Source organism: Archangium sp., from assembly GCF_036277355.1.
Taxonomy (GTDB): domain Bacteria; phylum Myxococcota; class Myxococcia; order Myxococcales; family Myxococcaceae; genus Archangium.
Genome location: NZ_DASUNC010000207.1, coordinates 30,498 through 45,123, shown reverse-complemented (window position 1 = coordinate 45,123; position 14,626 = coordinate 30,498). Strand labels below are relative to the sequence as shown.

Genomic DNA, 14,626 nt, shown 5'->3' with positions numbered 1-14,626 from the left:
CGGCCGTAAGGGCGACGGCGAGCCCGGTTGGCGCACGCTCTGGCGTGGCTGGGAGAAGCTTCAGCATGCGGAAACCATCTACCGCATGCATCTCCACCGCCTCTCCTCTCCCAAGGCTGATTCTGGGTAAGTATGAGCCCTCTGGGAGAGGGCCGGGGTGAGGGTCTACCCGAGGAGCACCCCGAGGCTCACCGTGCCGTCTGCGGAGCCGCCTGCGCCTGGGGCGCCAGCTTGTAGTCCCCGGTCAACAGGGCGACGAAGAACAGGGGCCCGACGAGGGCGTGGACGAGGTTGGTGAAGAAGGAGGGAGACTTCTTCTCCCAGACGGCGTGGCCGGCGAGCTGGACGAGCCAGCCGAAGACGGCGATGGCGACGACGGCCTCGCGAGGCAGCATGCGGCCGAGCGGGATGCACAGGGCCGCGGCGACGGAGACGATGAGTCCCAGCTTGAAATCAGCGCGCACGAACCAGACGGTGGCGAGCAGCCACGCCACGAAGGCGAGGGTGAGCGAGCCCCCGGGCAGGGCGGGGACGGACGCCAGCCGCACCCAGTCCAGCATGGCGACGATGTGCAGGACGATGAGGGGGATGGCGACCTTGTGGGTGAGCCGGTTGGTGGGGTGCTGGTGGGCGGAGATGTACTCGTCGAACAGCGCCTGGGTTTGTGGTTTCAGCATGGGGAGACTCTAACCCTCCGTCGGGCCGGATGTTCATTTCGCGCGGTGGAAGTCCAGCCGCACCCACTCGCCCTGTTGGGCACCCGGCTCTGGCACCAGTCCGAGGTTCACGTAGGCCGCCTCCACCTCCGCCTTCTGATGCGCGAGCACGCCGGCCATCAGCAGCCTGTCCTTCACCTTCGGGGCGATGAGGGGCGCCAGCTCGATGAGCGTGTTGGCGAGGATGTTGGCCACCACCAGGTCGAAGGTGCCCTCCACCGCCGTCAGCTCCTTGCCCGACAGCTCCACGTCCGGGGTGCCGTTGTCCACGGCGTTCTCCCTCGCCAGCTCCACCGACACCGGATCGTTGTCCGTGCCCACCACCCGTCCGGCGCCCAGCTTCTTCGCGGCAATGGCCAGCACGCCCGTTCCTGTACCCACATCCAGCACATTCGCACCCGGATGGGTGCTCATGTATTCATCCACCGCACCCAGACACAGCGAGGTGGTGGGGTGGTCGCCGGTGCCGAAAGCCATCTTCGGCTCGATGACGAGGCGCACCTTGTCGGCGGGGGCGTTCTGCGCCTCCCAGGGGGGGCCCACCCACAGCCGTCCCACCTGCACGGACTTGATGTGGGCCTTCCACGCATTGCTCCAGTCCTGTTGCTGCTCCTCGGCCAGCTGCAGCCGCGCCGAGGGGTAGGCCTCGTGCATCTCCGCGCGCGCCTGCTCGGCCGTGTCCGCGTCCTCGAAGTAGGCCACGAGGATGGCCTCTCCCTCGGCGGGGGCCCGCACTCCCGGCATGGTGGGGCCTTCCCGGTCCCTCACCTCCAGTCCCATGGCGCCCAGCTCGTGCAGCAAGTCCTGGGCGGCCTCCGACTCCGTTTCCGGCAGATCCACCGTGAGTGTCTGATACGTCCCCGTCATGTGGCCCTTCTCGCGTCTGGCGTTGCTTTCCCGAAGATGCCGGGATGCCTGCAGCGGGGAAAGAAATTTCCGAGTCGGTGGGTCTGCTCCGTTGCTCGTCCCGTAAGGGAGCGGAGGATGCGATGATCCCTCGTCGGAATTTGCGGTAAGCTGCTCCACCAAGGACCATGTAGTGCCTTCGGTAGTGCCCTCGGTAGTGCCCTCGAAGCTCAGCCTCTTTTTTGTGCGCCCGGTGTCTGGATGGAGTGGGGCTCTGCTCGGGGGCGCCGGATGATGGACTCCCTTATGAAGCGAACCCGCCGCAATACCGGTTTCTCCCTCATCGAGATGGCGACCGTCACGGGCATTGTCGCCGTCCTGGCCGCGCTCGCGTACGCCGCGTTGGAGGTGTTGCCGCAGCGCACGCGTCTGACAGGTGGCGCGCTCGAGTTCGCCGCCGTCATCTCCAGTGCCCGCTCGCACGCGTATGGCCGCAACCAGCGCGTGGCGGTGTTGCTCAACGCGGATGGACCCACGCTGGGCAACCCCATCCGCTATTGGGTGGTGGTGGACCCCTGGTCCAACCTGGCCGATGCGATGGCGGCCAAGCCCGACTGGAAGGACCTGAACGACCTGAAGCCCGGTGCGCCCGCGCCCTCCGGCTCGGAGTTCCCGCTGTTCGACTCGGGCAACTTCAACCCCTCGGTGCGCGTGCTCTCGGGCGGCTTCATCGAGGCCGTGGGCCGCGTGGCGCACAAGGGCTGCACCTCGCTGCTGGCCGGCCGCATCGGCCTCGCCAGGGGCCAGCCGTCGACGAGTACCGACATCTTCCCGCCGCCCTTCTGCTTCGTTCCCAGCGAGAAGCCCTGCACCTTCTGCTCCGGGGATGGCTCCACCAAGCCCATCCGGGGCGTCATCTTCTTCGAGCCGGATGGCGCGGTGACGTTCGCCGATGCCGTGGGCAAGCCGTCTTCGGATGGCGCGGCCTCCATCGCCTTCCTTCCGGTGGGCGGCGGCGGTCTGGAGAACGCGCAGGCCATCGTCATCACCAACACCGGTCTCGTCCGGACCTTCTCGGCCTCGAGGTGATTGCCATGCTGCGACGTGCTTCCTTCCGCCCACGCCACGGCTTCACGACGATCGAATCCCTCATCGCCGCGGTCGTGTTCCTGGTGGGCCTCGCCGGTCTGCTCGGTGCGCTCATCCAGGCGCGGGGCGCCACCGGCCAGGCCCGCAGGCTCATGCAGGCCACGGATGTGGCCAACGACCTGGCCGAGCAGATCCAACTGTGGAACTTCGATGATCCCCGGCTGGCCAACAACGACGCCTTGTGCGCGAGTGATCCGCTGGACAAGACCGACAAGCTGAGCAAGCCGGGCACGGGTGAATACAACGCCTATGTCGCGTGCATGCACGGCGAGCTGATGTTGCGCCTGGGAGGCGCCGCGTTCGGCGGTCTGCAGCGGCCCGTCTTCAAGGACGAGGACAAGGTGGATGGCCGCAACGAGACCGTCTACCAGCGCTTCTACATCGTCCGCACGGAGTTCGTGCGTGACGGGGTGCAGCGCATGCAGGTCTGGGTCAAGGTGCTCTACATGGATGCGGGGGAGCCGCGCGTCGTGACGACCCAGACGATGCGCATCCAGATGGGAGGCGTGTGATGCGGCGCCAGCGTGGATTCACCCTCATCGAGCTCATGGTGGGCTCGGCCGTGACGTTCCTCACGGTGCTCGCGGTCTCCGCGGCCTTCCTCGGCTACACCCAGTCCTTCTACACGCAGGCGGGCATCCGGGGCGGGCAGGCCTCGTTGCGCCAGACGCACATGATGGTGGTGCGCAACCTGCGCATGGCCGGCTATGGCATCGAGCCGCCGCTCGCCTTCGACTTCCCGGACAACTGGTCGCGGGAATCGGTCGGCGCCGTCAACCGCTCGGACCGGCTCGTCTTCCGGATGCGCAACCCGGCCTTCAACGCCTTCGCCTCCACCATGACGTCCTCGAGCATCACCCTGGGCGGCAGCGGGCTGCCCGAGTCCCTGCGCAAGGGGCAGATCCTCCAGGTGGTGTGCCCGGGCGCGCTCTCCTGGACCTACGCGCAGCTGAGCTTGGATGCCGCCAAGGGCGCCACCAACCTGTCGCTGGAGGCGGCCACCGGCAAGTTCCCCCGGCTCAACGACTTCTCCTCCAGCTGTTTCGGCTCTGGCGCCGGCTCGCTGAGCGTGTACGTCTTCAAGATCGACGTCTACGACTACTCCATCCAGCTCATCGACGAGGATGGCAACCCCGGCACCCCGGCCCGGCCCTACCTGTTCCGCCGTCACGGGCTGGCCGAGTCGGACCCCAACTCGTTCGGCGAGCCGGTGGCCGAGGACATCGAGGCGCTGCGCGTCTCCTTCCTGCGCGGCAACGGCGCCTACTTCATCCCCACCAAGTACGACGACACGCTCCACCCGGCGCCGGATTACGAGACGCCCCTGGACGATCCGCGGCGCGCCAACGACAACCCGGCCAACATCCGCGCCGTGGTGGTGGGCCTGGTGGCCCGCAGCTCCACCCGCGACTCGGCCGCCAATCCCCAGGCGATGAACCAGATTCCCTCCTTCGGCAGCAAGCTGACCACCTCCAGCGGGGTGCTCGTCCCCGTGCCCGAGGACCCCATCCCCAAGCCCAAGGACTATGGTTTCCGCCGCATCGTCTCCGAGATGTCGGTGCACGTGCGTAACATGCGCTCCTCGGAGATGCCGGTGCCCGTCTATACGCTGGACGCTACGACTCCGGACGCCTGCAAGGGCGCCCTTCCCAAGGATGACTTCAATTGCGCTGGAGGCTAGGAGGACTTGCCATGAAGAAACGCCTCGGCAGACGCGGTTCCGTGCTGTTGCTCGTGGTGGTGTTGCTGGCGGTCATCAGCCTGCTGGCCGCCGCCGCCGTTTCCTTTTCCCACAGTGAGCTGGGCGCGGCCCGCAACGAGCGCTCCGGCGATGAGCTGCTCGCGTGCGCCGACGCGGGCCGTCAGTACATGCTCTCGCGCTTCAGCCTCCTGGATGGCGCGCCCGTGGAGCTCTCCGCCGTCAACGTGGACCTCAACGCGCCGGGCGCCACCAACTGCTCCGACGCCGGCACCGTCCCCGAGGACTCCCGATGTGCGCGCAGCGGCCACATCGGTCAGATGTCAGTGGCGGGCATCACGGCCGTCGAGGGGAGGGCGGGTGGTGACCGGCGGGCGCTGAGAGATCTGTCCAATACTGTCGGAAAAACCACCTTGGGTGGCGTTCCGCATAAGATTACGGTCCACTGTGTGGACGAAAACGGTCGTGGGACCGAAGTGGAATTCGTGGTTCGGTTCGGTCTCTAGGAGCCTTTCATGATGCGCATCGACTTCGATACCATGCGACGTGCCCTGCGGAAGCCATCGGTCCGCGGAGTCGGCGTGGCCGCGGGCGTAGTGGTTGCGGGGGCCGTGGGACTGCTGGCCAGGGAGAGCCGCTCGGGTGAGGTGGACACGCCTCCGAAGGCCGCGTGCTGCACGAGCGCGCTGGCCATCGGTGACGCGATGATCAACCCCTCGCAGGGCGGCGACAAGGACTTCTTCGAGGTGCCTTCCAGCCCTCCGAGCGCCATGTTCCTGCTGGGCAACAACGAGTCCATGCAGGACTACCCCCAGGATCTGCCCGAGGTCTTCACGCCGGGCTGGTACGCGGCCAACAAGATCAAGAGCGCCACCCCCGCCAAGGGAGATCACGGTGGCGAGGGCTCGGCCGGTCTCGCCATGGACACGGGCTGCGAGGATCCAGCGCTCGTCGCCGCGATGAGCTGGTTCGACAGGGGCAGCGCCGACACGGCGAAGAACGGCTCCATCGTCTACGACTCCGACGGCGCCCTGGCGTCGCCGTTCTTCGACCCGAACCGCTTCTATTTCTCGCGCGGCCGGCGCCTCAACTGGAACGTGAAGGAAGGCCCGGGTGCCGGCACCATCAACGGCAATGACTTCAACGGCCCCCTGAACAGCTATGGGGATGCCCTGTCGGCCTGCTACGGCAGCGTGGGGTGGAACACGACGGACTACCCCTATGGCGCCGTCGACTCGCCCATCATGACCGAGTGCCGGGCGTGTCTGGCGACCAAGGGCTGGTGGCGTGGTCCGATCGTGACCGCCAAGACCCAGGCCACGAACCCGGGCCAGGCCGGCCCCGTCAAGGCGCTGGACGAGCCGCCGCTGCGTCCCGAGGCGTTCCGCAAGTGGGTGCTGAGCGGCCGCGTGCTCAACGTGCGTCCGCCCAAGTTCGTGGTGGCGCGCAAGGTGCTCAAGGACGTCATCCGCATCGCTCCCAACGTGCGCATGGGCGTGGCCACCTTCGGTGAGGACCACGGTTGGTTCGACCCCGCGCTCATCATGGAGCCGCTGCGTCCGAGCTGCGACGACTCCTTCCCGGAGATCAAGGACACGGCCTCGGCGACGGGCCTCAACCGGCCCGTGCTGACCAACGCCGTGAACAAGGTGGTCTTCCGCAACAACGAGCGCTCCATCGGCGAGGCGCTGTTCGCGCTGGGTGGCTACTTCTCCTCGCAGAAGTCGGACAACAAGTGGGAGAACTGGTTCAAGCAGCCCCTCAACCCCGGCGACTTCGGCTGGCCGGGCTGCTGCAACGGCGGTACCTACGATGACCCGTACACCGGCAAGCCGGGCGCCTTCTGGGGCGTGGACGCCAAGGAGTGGGTCAAGCCGCCCTATACGGACCCCGTCACCTTCAAGTACCTGCCGGGCCAGCCCTGGGAGGATCAGCTCAGTGGCCGCAAGTCCGTGTGCTTCGGCTGCCAGGTCAGCTCCGTCATCGTGCTGACGGACGGCGCGCCCAAGTACGACAACTCGGTGCCCATCACGAAGATGATGCAGCTGCTCATCGAGAAGGGCGTCAAGCACGGCGCCCGCACGGGCCTGCTGGAGGGCAAGCCGGTCAAGTTCGAGCCGATCGACCCCGAGCTCAACCCGGACGTCGGTGGCATCAACTACTGCGACCAGTTCGTGAAGGTGGACAACGTGGATCCGACCCCGGACGAGTACTTCACCAAGGCGGACTGCGACTACACCGACTACAACTGGCCGGTTGGCCACGGTGTGGGCAACAAGAACTTCATGGATGACGTGGCCTTCTTCCTGGCCAACATGGACCTGCGCGACGACATGGCGGGCGTGCAGTCGATGCGCACGTACACCATCGGTTACGGCGACAACAGCGCCATGCTCCAGAGCATCGCGCGGGCCGGCAAGGGCAACTTCTACCAGGCCAACGACGCCGTGCAGCTGCGCACCGCCATCCTGGACGCCCTCGGCGACATCCGGCAGCTGTCCACCTCGTTCGCCGCCGCCAACATCTCCGGCGTGCAGGCCTCCGGTGCGCAGTCCTCCGTGTTCGTGCCCCGCTTCATCCCGCGCCGCAACCGGCCGTACGAGGGTCACCTCTACCGCTTCTTCTACTTCAGCGAGTTCGCCCAGGGCTGCGACGCCTCCAAGGCCAAGAGCACGGGTGGGGACGACTTCGACCTGAACAAGGACAAGGACTGCGACGACACCTTCTTCGTGGACAGCGATGGCATCGAGTACCTGTCCCCGGGGGTGCCGAACCCGAAGAGCTTCGAGCCCATCAACATCGTCCAGGAGAACACCGAGGGCGAGTGGGTGAAGCAGGCCACGGCCACCCCCGTGGGGGATGGCAAGGTGGAGGGCGGCGTGAAGGCCAAGCCCTTCTGGAACCTGGGCGAGACGGTCGGCAAGCGCTCGGCCGTCGCGAAGTGCGATCCCACCTGGCGGCCCATCGGCGCGGCCAAGCCGGATCACACGTTGGGCCGCTGCATCTTCACGATGATCGACCGGGACAACAACGGGAAGTTCGACGTGGCGGACAACCCGCCCATCGAGTTCCACACGGACAACATCGCCGAGCTGCAGAAGTACGTGATGGCGGGCGGTGACACCTTCTGCAGCACGCTCTACGCCAAGGCGGGACTGGGGCCGTGGGATGGCACCGTCGCGCAGCAGAAGACGTGTGCCGAGACGCTCATCCGCTTCGTGCGCGGCGTGGACGTCTTCGACTACGACGGTGACTCCAACAAGAACGAGGAGCGGCCGTGCGCGGACAACAAGCCGGGCGAGACGAAGTCCTGCAAGCTCGCGGACATCTTCCACTCCACGCCGGTGACGGTGGAGGCGCCGGGTGAGCCGTTCCTGTGCTCGCTGGGCCTCAATGGCCAGTGCGTGTCCACGCTCTACGAGGACTTCTCCGCCTCGGTGACGTCCGAGCCGCGGTGCGCGGTGGCGGGCGGTGCCAAGCCCTGCTACCAGCCCACTCCCCTGGCGGCGAGCACCAAGGGCGCGCGCAATGGCGCCTATGGCGACTTCCAGAGGAACACGTTCGAACGTCCCCGCATCGCGCTGGTGGGCTCCAACGGCGGCATGCTCCACGCCATCCACGTGGGTGAGCCCGTGGGCTCCGAGGGGGACGTCGCCTCGGGCAAGAAGGGCTTCGGCACCACGTACACCGTGGGCACGGGCGAGGAGATCTGGGCCTTCATCCCGCCGGATCTGCTGCCCAAGCTGAGCCTGATGGTGGGCGCCAAGCACGAGTACTACGTGGATGGCACGCCCATGGTGCGCGACATCTGGGCGGACGGTGGGCTCAAGACGACGGCCGACGCCGAGTCCGACAAGGACGGCACCAAGCAGGCCGACGAGTTCCGCTCCATCGCCATCATCACCGAGCGGGGCGGTGGCCAGCGCTACGTGGCGCTGGACATGACGGACCCGTACCTGATGCTCAAGAGCCTGGAGGCTCCGTCGGATCCGGGCTCCAAGCCCTTCCGCTGGATGTTCCCCAACGCGTGTGATCCGCAGTCGGCCAGCATGGGCCAGTCCTGGTCCAACTTCGCGCCCAAGCCGCCTCCCATCGGACCGGTGCGCCTCGCGGCCACCTCCGGCAAGAACGGCGATCGCGGGTGGGAGGAGCGCTGGGTGGCCGTGCTCAACGGTGGCTACAGCTCGGACCTGACGCGCGGCCGCGGCGTGTACATGGTGGACGCGTGGACGGGCAAGATGCTGTGGTCCGCGGAGGCCCAGCCGGGCTTCAAGGCCTCGAGCCCGTACAACGACGTGCTCAACCAGATGATGCCCGTGGCGGCCTCTCCGGCGCTGGTGGACATCGGCAAGGCGGAGAGCGTGGAGCGCGACCTGGACGGCTTCTTCGACACCATGGTCGTCGGCGACATGGGCGGCCAGGCGTGGACGTTCCGCTTCAAGAAGCCGGGCACGCTGGACGCCTCGGGCCGGGTGGACAACTGGTTCGGCGCCCGCTCGCTGGAGATGCAGCGTGAGGACGGGTCCGCCTTCGGGCCGCAGAACGCCCATGAGAAGGCGCCCTTCTTCAACATTCCCTCCAACGTCCTGCAGCCGGAGACGGGCTGGCTGCGCAGCTTCATGGGCACCGGCGACCGGCAGCACCTGCGCACCACGACGGGCTCGGACTGCGGACCGGACGATCTGCTGGCCTGCATCCGCCTCAAGTGCAACGTGTCCGCCACGCTGGTGGGCGAGGTCAACGGCCAGAAGCGCACCACCACGCTCAAGTACGAGCTGGGCGTGCTCAAGGAGAACAAGGAGGAGTGGGTCACCGGTCTGGGGGATGCGTGCTCCAGCTCGCGCCTGGAGCTGACGAACCTCGCCATCAGCTGCCCCGCCGCGGCGCTGGGCTCCACCACGTACCCGACGCCCTGGACGGGCTCCGAGAAGACGTTCAAGACGGAGTCGTTCGCCAAGAGCACCGGCACGAAGTGGACGGGAGACCACCTCAACCTCAACACGAGCGAGCACCCGGACCTGAAGCTGAGCGACGAGGAGAAGAAGACGGCGGCGACCAACCGCTTCTTCGGCTTCCACGCGTACGGCGGCTGGCAGCGCAAGTTCAGCGACGAGGCCGGCGCGATCGCGTTCGACAAGCTGCGCGTGTCGGACAAGACGAGTGGCTACACCTGCCCCACGGGTGCCAGGTGCGCGCTGGTGGACGTGACCATTCCGGACTCGGCCTACGAGTACCTGGCGCCGGACGCCTCGGGCTTCAAGCAGCGCTACATCCCGACGGCCAAGATGCTGGGTCTCAAGCGCGCCAACGCCGAGGATCCGGGTTGGTTCATCCGCTACAACAACTCGCTGTTGGAGCGCACGGCGGCGGGCGCGACGGTGCTCGCGGGCGTCGTCTTCTGGCCCTCGTTCTCTCCGGCCGCGGGCAAGAGCGGCTCGGCCTGCTCGCTGTCTGGTTCGGGTGACATGTCCTACTCGTGGCAGGCGGACGCCATCACCGGTCTGCCGGACATGGCCGAGGGCTTCCGCATGGGCCTGGGCTTCATCGACAGCAAGGGCCGTGGGACGACCGCTCCTCCGAGCGAGGGCGCGCCCATCGTCTCGCTGTCGAAGACGGGCGGCATCCGCTTCGAAGTGGCGGTGACGAGCCCGGGTGACGCACCCAAGACGGAGAAGCTGCGCGACAAGGCCAACGTCACCCCGGACATCTACTGGATGGAGGTGCCGCGCAACCTGCACGAGTGCCGCCACGAGAACGCCGAGGCCTGCGCCCAGCCGTAGCTCCGGTGGAGCCGGGCCTCCCTCGGGGGCCCGGTGAAGCCCGGTGACTTCATCCCCTCTCCCCAGCACGTGGGAGAGGGGATTTGTTTTTGCGGGGCAGCCGGGGCCCGGCTCAGGGGCCGACGTGGGCCAGCACGCCGCGCTCGAAGTCGATGAGCTGGCGGGCCACCGTGCGCACGTCCTCGGCCGTCACCGCCGCCACGCGCTCGGCGTAGTGCAGGAAGTTCTCCTGGCCCAGGCCGTAGCAGGCATCCAGCGCGAGCAGCGCGGCGCGCGCCCCGTTGCGCTGCAGGCCAATCTCATGCGTGCCGATGAGGTGCTGCTTCGCGCGGGCGAGCTCCGCCTCGGGGATGGGCTCGTCGCGCACCCGGGCCAGCTCCTCGCGGATGCCGGCGAGCGCGGCCTCCACCTTCTCCGGGCTGGTGCCCATGTAGACGGCGAAGTAGCCCGGATCCACGCCCTCGATGGAGAAGCTGCTCACGCTGTAGGCCATGGAGCGCTTGTCGCGCAGCTCCACGAAGAGGCGCCCGCCCTGCCCGCTGAGCAGCGTGGAGAGCACCTCCAGCGCGTGCCGCCGTGGGTCGTTCACCCGCACGCCCTGGAAGCCCAGCACCAGGTGGGACTGCGCGCGCGCCAGCTGCTTCTTGGCCGAGCGCGGGGAGTCGGGCGGCGGCTCGGGCCGCACCTGGGGCGGAGGCGCCGCGCGGCCCCGGGAGGCGCCGAAGGCCTCGTGCGCCAGGGCGAGCACCTCGTCCGTCCTCACGTCGCCCACCACTGTCAGGGTGAGCTGCGACGGGTCCATGTACGCCGCGTGGTAGGCGCGCAGCGCGTCCGGCCCCAGCTTCTCCACCGAGGCCTGCTCGCCCAGCGAGGACAGCCGGTAGGGGTGCGTGCGGAAGAGGGTGCGGCCGAAGAGATCGAACGCCACGCCACTGGGCTTGTCCTCGCGCGTGAGGATGTCCTGCAACAGCAGGGCGCGCTCGCGGGCCACCTCGGCCTCGGGGAAGCTGGGGTTCAGGAGGCAGTCGGCGAAGAGGCGGAAGGCGTCCTGGAAGTGGCGCGAGAGGAACTCGCCGCGCAGGCCCACCGAGTTGCGCCCGCCCTGGCCCGACAGCGAGCCGGCGAAGCTGTCGATGAGGTGGGAGATCTCCTCCGCGTCGTGCGAGGGCGTGCCCCGGGTGAGGCTGCGGCCGAGCAGCGTGGTGATGCCGTTGTTCTCCTGCGTCTCGTAGCGCAGGCCGCCCTCGAAGGCGGCGCGCATGGCGAAGAGGGGCACGGCCCGCTCCTCGCGCACGAGGACGCGCGCTCCGGACGGCAGCCGCTCCTCGACGATCTTCCCGGGAGAGGCGGGCACGGTGCGGCCCACCTGCAGCGCGGGCCCGCCGGGCACGGCCCTGGGCGCGCGGCGCTCGGCCGGCGCGGCGGGGGTCTCGCGGGACACGCGGTCGAGAATCTCCTCGGTCTGCTCCGCGCCGAAGGCGGTGCCCGGGGGCAGCAGCCCGGTGACGATGGTCCGGTCGAAGCGCAGGTAGCGCTCGGCCACCTCGCGGATGCGCTCGGGGGTGAGCCGGGCGATGGCCTCGTAGTAGCGCGCCTCCGCCTCCAGGTCCCCCATGGAGGACTGGTAGTGGCCCATCTTGCGCGCCAGGCCCTGCACCGTCTCGCGCTGGTAGACGGCCTCGGCCTCGATGAGGGCCTTCACCGTGGCCAGCTCGTCCGCGGGCACCAGGCTCGTGCGCAGCGTGCTCAGCACCCGCACCGTCTCCTCGAGCGCCTGCGTCAGCTTCGCCGGCGGCAGCGTGAAGCTGGCGGAGAAGAGGCCCGGGTCCCTCGGGGTGTAGGCGTACGCGTGGATGTCGTTGACGAGGCTGCGCTTGCGCTTGACCTCCAGCACCAGCCGCGAGGCCTCGCCCTGGCCGGCCAGCATCGCCAGCGCATCCAGCGCGGGCACGTCCGGGTGGTCCGCCTGGGGAATGGGGAAGGCGAGGTTGAAGTAGACCTCCTTCACCTCGTCCGGACGCAGCAGCACGCGGCGGCGGGCCACCTCGGGCTCGCGCGCGCGCGTCACGCCTCCCTCGTAGGGCCGGCCCCAGTCACCGCCGAAGAGCTCCTCCACCCACTGGCGCAGCTCCGCCTCGGTGAAGTCCCCCGCGGCCGACAGCACCAGGTTCCTCGGCGTGTAGTGCCGCCGGTAGAACTCGAGCACCTTGTCCCGCGAGAAGCTCCGCACGCTCTCCGCCGTGCCGATGACGGGGAAGCGGTAGGGGTGCTCCTGGTAGGCGGTGGAGAAGAGATCCCTCGAGGCACGCCGGGCCGGGGTGTCCTGGCTGCGTTTGATCTCCTCGCAGACCACCTCGATTTCGCGGGCCAGCTCGTCCGCGTCGAAGGCGGAGGAGCGGATGGCGTCGCCGAGGATGTCCAGGCCCATGCGGGCGAACTGGCTGGCGATGACGATGTGGTAGACCGTCTGGTCGAAGGACGTCCAGGCGTTGATCTCCCCGCCATGGGCCTCCACGTCGCGGGCGACCTCTCCGGGGCCGCGGCGGGCCGTGCCCTTGAAGAGCATGTGCTCGTGCAGGTGCGCGAGGCCCGCCTGGTCGGGGCGCTCGTCGGCGCTGCCGGCCTTCACCCACACCTGGAAGGCGGCCACCCGGGCGGCGTGCTGCTCCTCGAAGACGACGGTGAGTCCGTTGGAAAGTGTGTAGCGCTGAGCCATGGAACGTTCGAACCTGACACCGGCAGTGTGAGGAGGCAAGGCAAGCCGGGGACCCTTCCGACCAGTCCCTAACGCCTGGAAGCGGGGGCCGCGACCCTGTTGTGAGCCTGGAGACCAGCCGGGAGGGCGGAGTGCTCGTGGCGTGTGGAGCGCTGTGGAGAAGAGGAGGTCCGGGGGTTAACCTCGGCACCCATGGGGTCGTCGTCAGAGGAGCTGGATCCGCTCTCGCAGCTGAGGGAGAGCCTGGAAGGGGAGATGGCGGCGCGTCCGGCCACCCCCGGTGTGCCCCCGCCGTTGCCTCCCCGGAGAGGAGCGCCCGCAGCGCCGGCCGCCTTCCGGCCCGCCATGTCGCTGCCGTCGGTGCAGTCCTCGGCCAGGGCCCCGGAGCCTCCGCCCATTCCCGCCCGTCCGGTGGGCGCGGCGGACCCCTTCGCCGAGCCTCCCGAGCCGCGCCTGCCCCTGGGCGGTGCCCCGGAGGACAAGGTCGAGCACTTCCGCTCGGTGCTGAAGCAGAAGGCGGAGACGCTGGCCCGTGCGCGGGCGCTGTACGCCGAGCGTGAGTCGGAGCTCCAGTCGCTGCGCGTGTCCGAGGCCTCGCTGCGCACGCAGGTGGCGGAGGCGCGTGAGCAGCTCGCCACGCTGAAGGACGCGCCCGCGAAGCTGGAGCAGACCTCCGCGGCGCTGTCTCGCGAGGCGGCGCGCACGGGAGTGGCCGAGGCGCGGGTGGCGCAGCTGGAGGGCGAGCTGCAGACGGTGGAGGAGGAGCGCAGGGACCTGTCGCGGGCGCTGGCCGAGGTGGAGGCGGAGCTGTCGCGCCTCACCGGGGAGCTGAAGCACGAGCGGGACTCGCGGGCGGCGCTGGCCGAGGAGCTCGTCGGGGCGAAGGAGGCCCTGTCGCTGGCGCAGGACCGGGTGGGGGAGCTGGCGGCGGAGCGCGCCGAGATGCAGGGGGCGCTGGAGGCGGTGCGCGAGCAGTACCAGGCCAACCTGGCCGAGCTGGAGAGCACCCACGAGCAGCTGGAGGCGGCCCTGCGGGAGCGGGAGCTCGTCGAGGCGGAGACGGTGGGGCTGAAGGCGCGGGTGGCGCAGCTGGAGTCCGAGCGCGACACGGCACTGGCCGAGCTGGCGCAGCTGCCGCCCCGGCTGGAGGCGGCGGAGGCGGAGCTGACGTCGCTGCGCGAGTCGCTGGCGCTGAGCGAGACGGAGGCGGTGCAGCTGCGCGACCGGATGGAGGCGGACGCGGCGGCGCTGACGGAAGCGGCGGAGCAGGCCGAGACGCAGGTGGCGGCGCTGCGGGCGGAGCTGGGGACGGTGGAGGCGGACCGCCAGGACATGGCGCGCGCGCTGGCGGACGTGGAGGCCGAGCTGGGGCGCGTGCGGCAGCAGGTGGAGGAGCAGCAGGACGTGCGCGCGGCGGAGGAGGCGCTCGACGTGGAGGAGCTGGACGCCGACAGCCGGGCCCACGAGGCCGAGGAGCAGGCGGAGCGGCTGCGGCAGCGGGTGAAGATGCTGGAGGGCGCCCTGGAGGCCGCGCGCACCCAGGGAGGCCCGGCCGCGGAAGAGGTGCTCGCCGAGCGCGACCAGCTCAAGGAGGACGTGGCGGCGATGAAGCGCAAGCTGATGGCGGCGGAGACGGCGTTGGAGTCGGCCGCCAGCTACAAGATGAAGGTGGCGAAGCTGGAGGCGCAGCTCGCGCAGCTCCGGGGGGCGAAGTAGCGCC

General features: G+C 69.1%; 9 protein-coding genes. 6 read left to right on the top strand and 3 right to left on the bottom strand.

Features of this window, described 5'->3' with window-relative positions; translation table 11 throughout:
• Window positions 1-188: 188 nt before the first annotated feature.
• A complete protein-coding gene (locus VFZ09_RS50690) occupies window positions 189-677 on the bottom strand; it encodes a DUF962 domain-containing protein (protein ID WP_329735094.1) in 489 nt (162 codons plus the stop codon).
• A gap of 33 nt (window positions 678-710) precedes the next feature.
• On the bottom strand, window positions 711-1,583 hold the full coding sequence (prmA, locus tag VFZ09_RS50685; RefSeq protein ID WP_329735093.1) for a 50S ribosomal protein L11 methyltransferase: 873 nt from the start codon (window positions 1,581-1,583) through the stop codon (window positions 711-713).
• Window positions 1,584-1,868: 285 nt separating this feature from the next.
• Between prmA and VFZ09_RS50680 the strand changes: the two genes are divergently transcribed.
• The 5 genes from VFZ09_RS50680 to VFZ09_RS50660 are packed head-to-tail and all read left to right on the top strand — an operon-like array spanning window position 1,869 to window position 10,190.
• Window positions 1,869-2,651 (top strand): prepilin-type N-terminal cleavage/methylation domain-containing protein, encoded by a 783-nt coding sequence (locus tag VFZ09_RS50680; RefSeq protein ID WP_329735092.1) that lies wholly within the window; start codon window positions 1,869-1,871, stop codon window positions 2,649-2,651.
• Window positions 2,652-2,656: 5 nt separating this feature from the next.
• Window positions 2,657-3,223, top strand: coding sequence for a hypothetical protein (locus VFZ09_RS50675; RefSeq protein ID WP_329735091.1), 567 nt, complete (start codon window positions 2,657-2,659; stop codon window positions 3,221-3,223).
• Complete coding sequence (locus VFZ09_RS50670; RefSeq protein ID WP_329735090.1) at window positions 3,223-4,392, top strand: prepilin-type N-terminal cleavage/methylation domain-containing protein; 1,170 nt, start codon at window positions 3,223-3,225, stop codon at window positions 4,390-4,392. Before VFZ09_RS50675 ends, VFZ09_RS50670 begins: the two co-directional genes overlap by 1 nt.
• An 11-nt stretch (window positions 4,393-4,403) precedes the next feature.
• On the top strand, window positions 4,404-4,916 hold the full coding sequence (locus tag VFZ09_RS50665) for a hypothetical protein (protein ID WP_329735089.1): 513 nt from the start codon (window positions 4,404-4,406) through the stop codon (window positions 4,914-4,916).
• 9 nt (window positions 4,917-4,925) lie between these two features.
• Window positions 4,926-10,190: a hypothetical protein gene (locus tag VFZ09_RS50660; RefSeq protein WP_329735088.1), complete on the top strand. Its 5,265-nt coding sequence runs from the start codon at window positions 4,926-4,928 to the stop codon at window positions 10,188-10,190.
• A 112-nt stretch (window positions 10,191-10,302) separates the two neighbouring features.
• Here the strand turns inward: VFZ09_RS50660 and VFZ09_RS50655 are convergent, their stop codons facing one another.
• Window positions 10,303-12,906 (bottom strand): pitrilysin family protein, encoded by a 2,604-nt coding sequence (locus tag VFZ09_RS50655; protein ID WP_329735087.1) that lies wholly within the window; start codon window positions 12,904-12,906, stop codon window positions 10,303-10,305.
• A gap of 192 nt (window positions 12,907-13,098) precedes the next feature.
• Here VFZ09_RS50655 and VFZ09_RS50650 point away from each other — a divergent pair, with 192 nt between their 5' ends.
• Window positions 13,099-14,622 (top strand): hypothetical protein, encoded by a 1,524-nt coding sequence (locus tag VFZ09_RS50650; protein ID WP_329735086.1) that lies wholly within the window; start codon window positions 13,099-13,101, stop codon window positions 14,620-14,622.
• The last annotated feature ends 4 nt before the right edge of the window (window positions 14,623-14,626 follow it).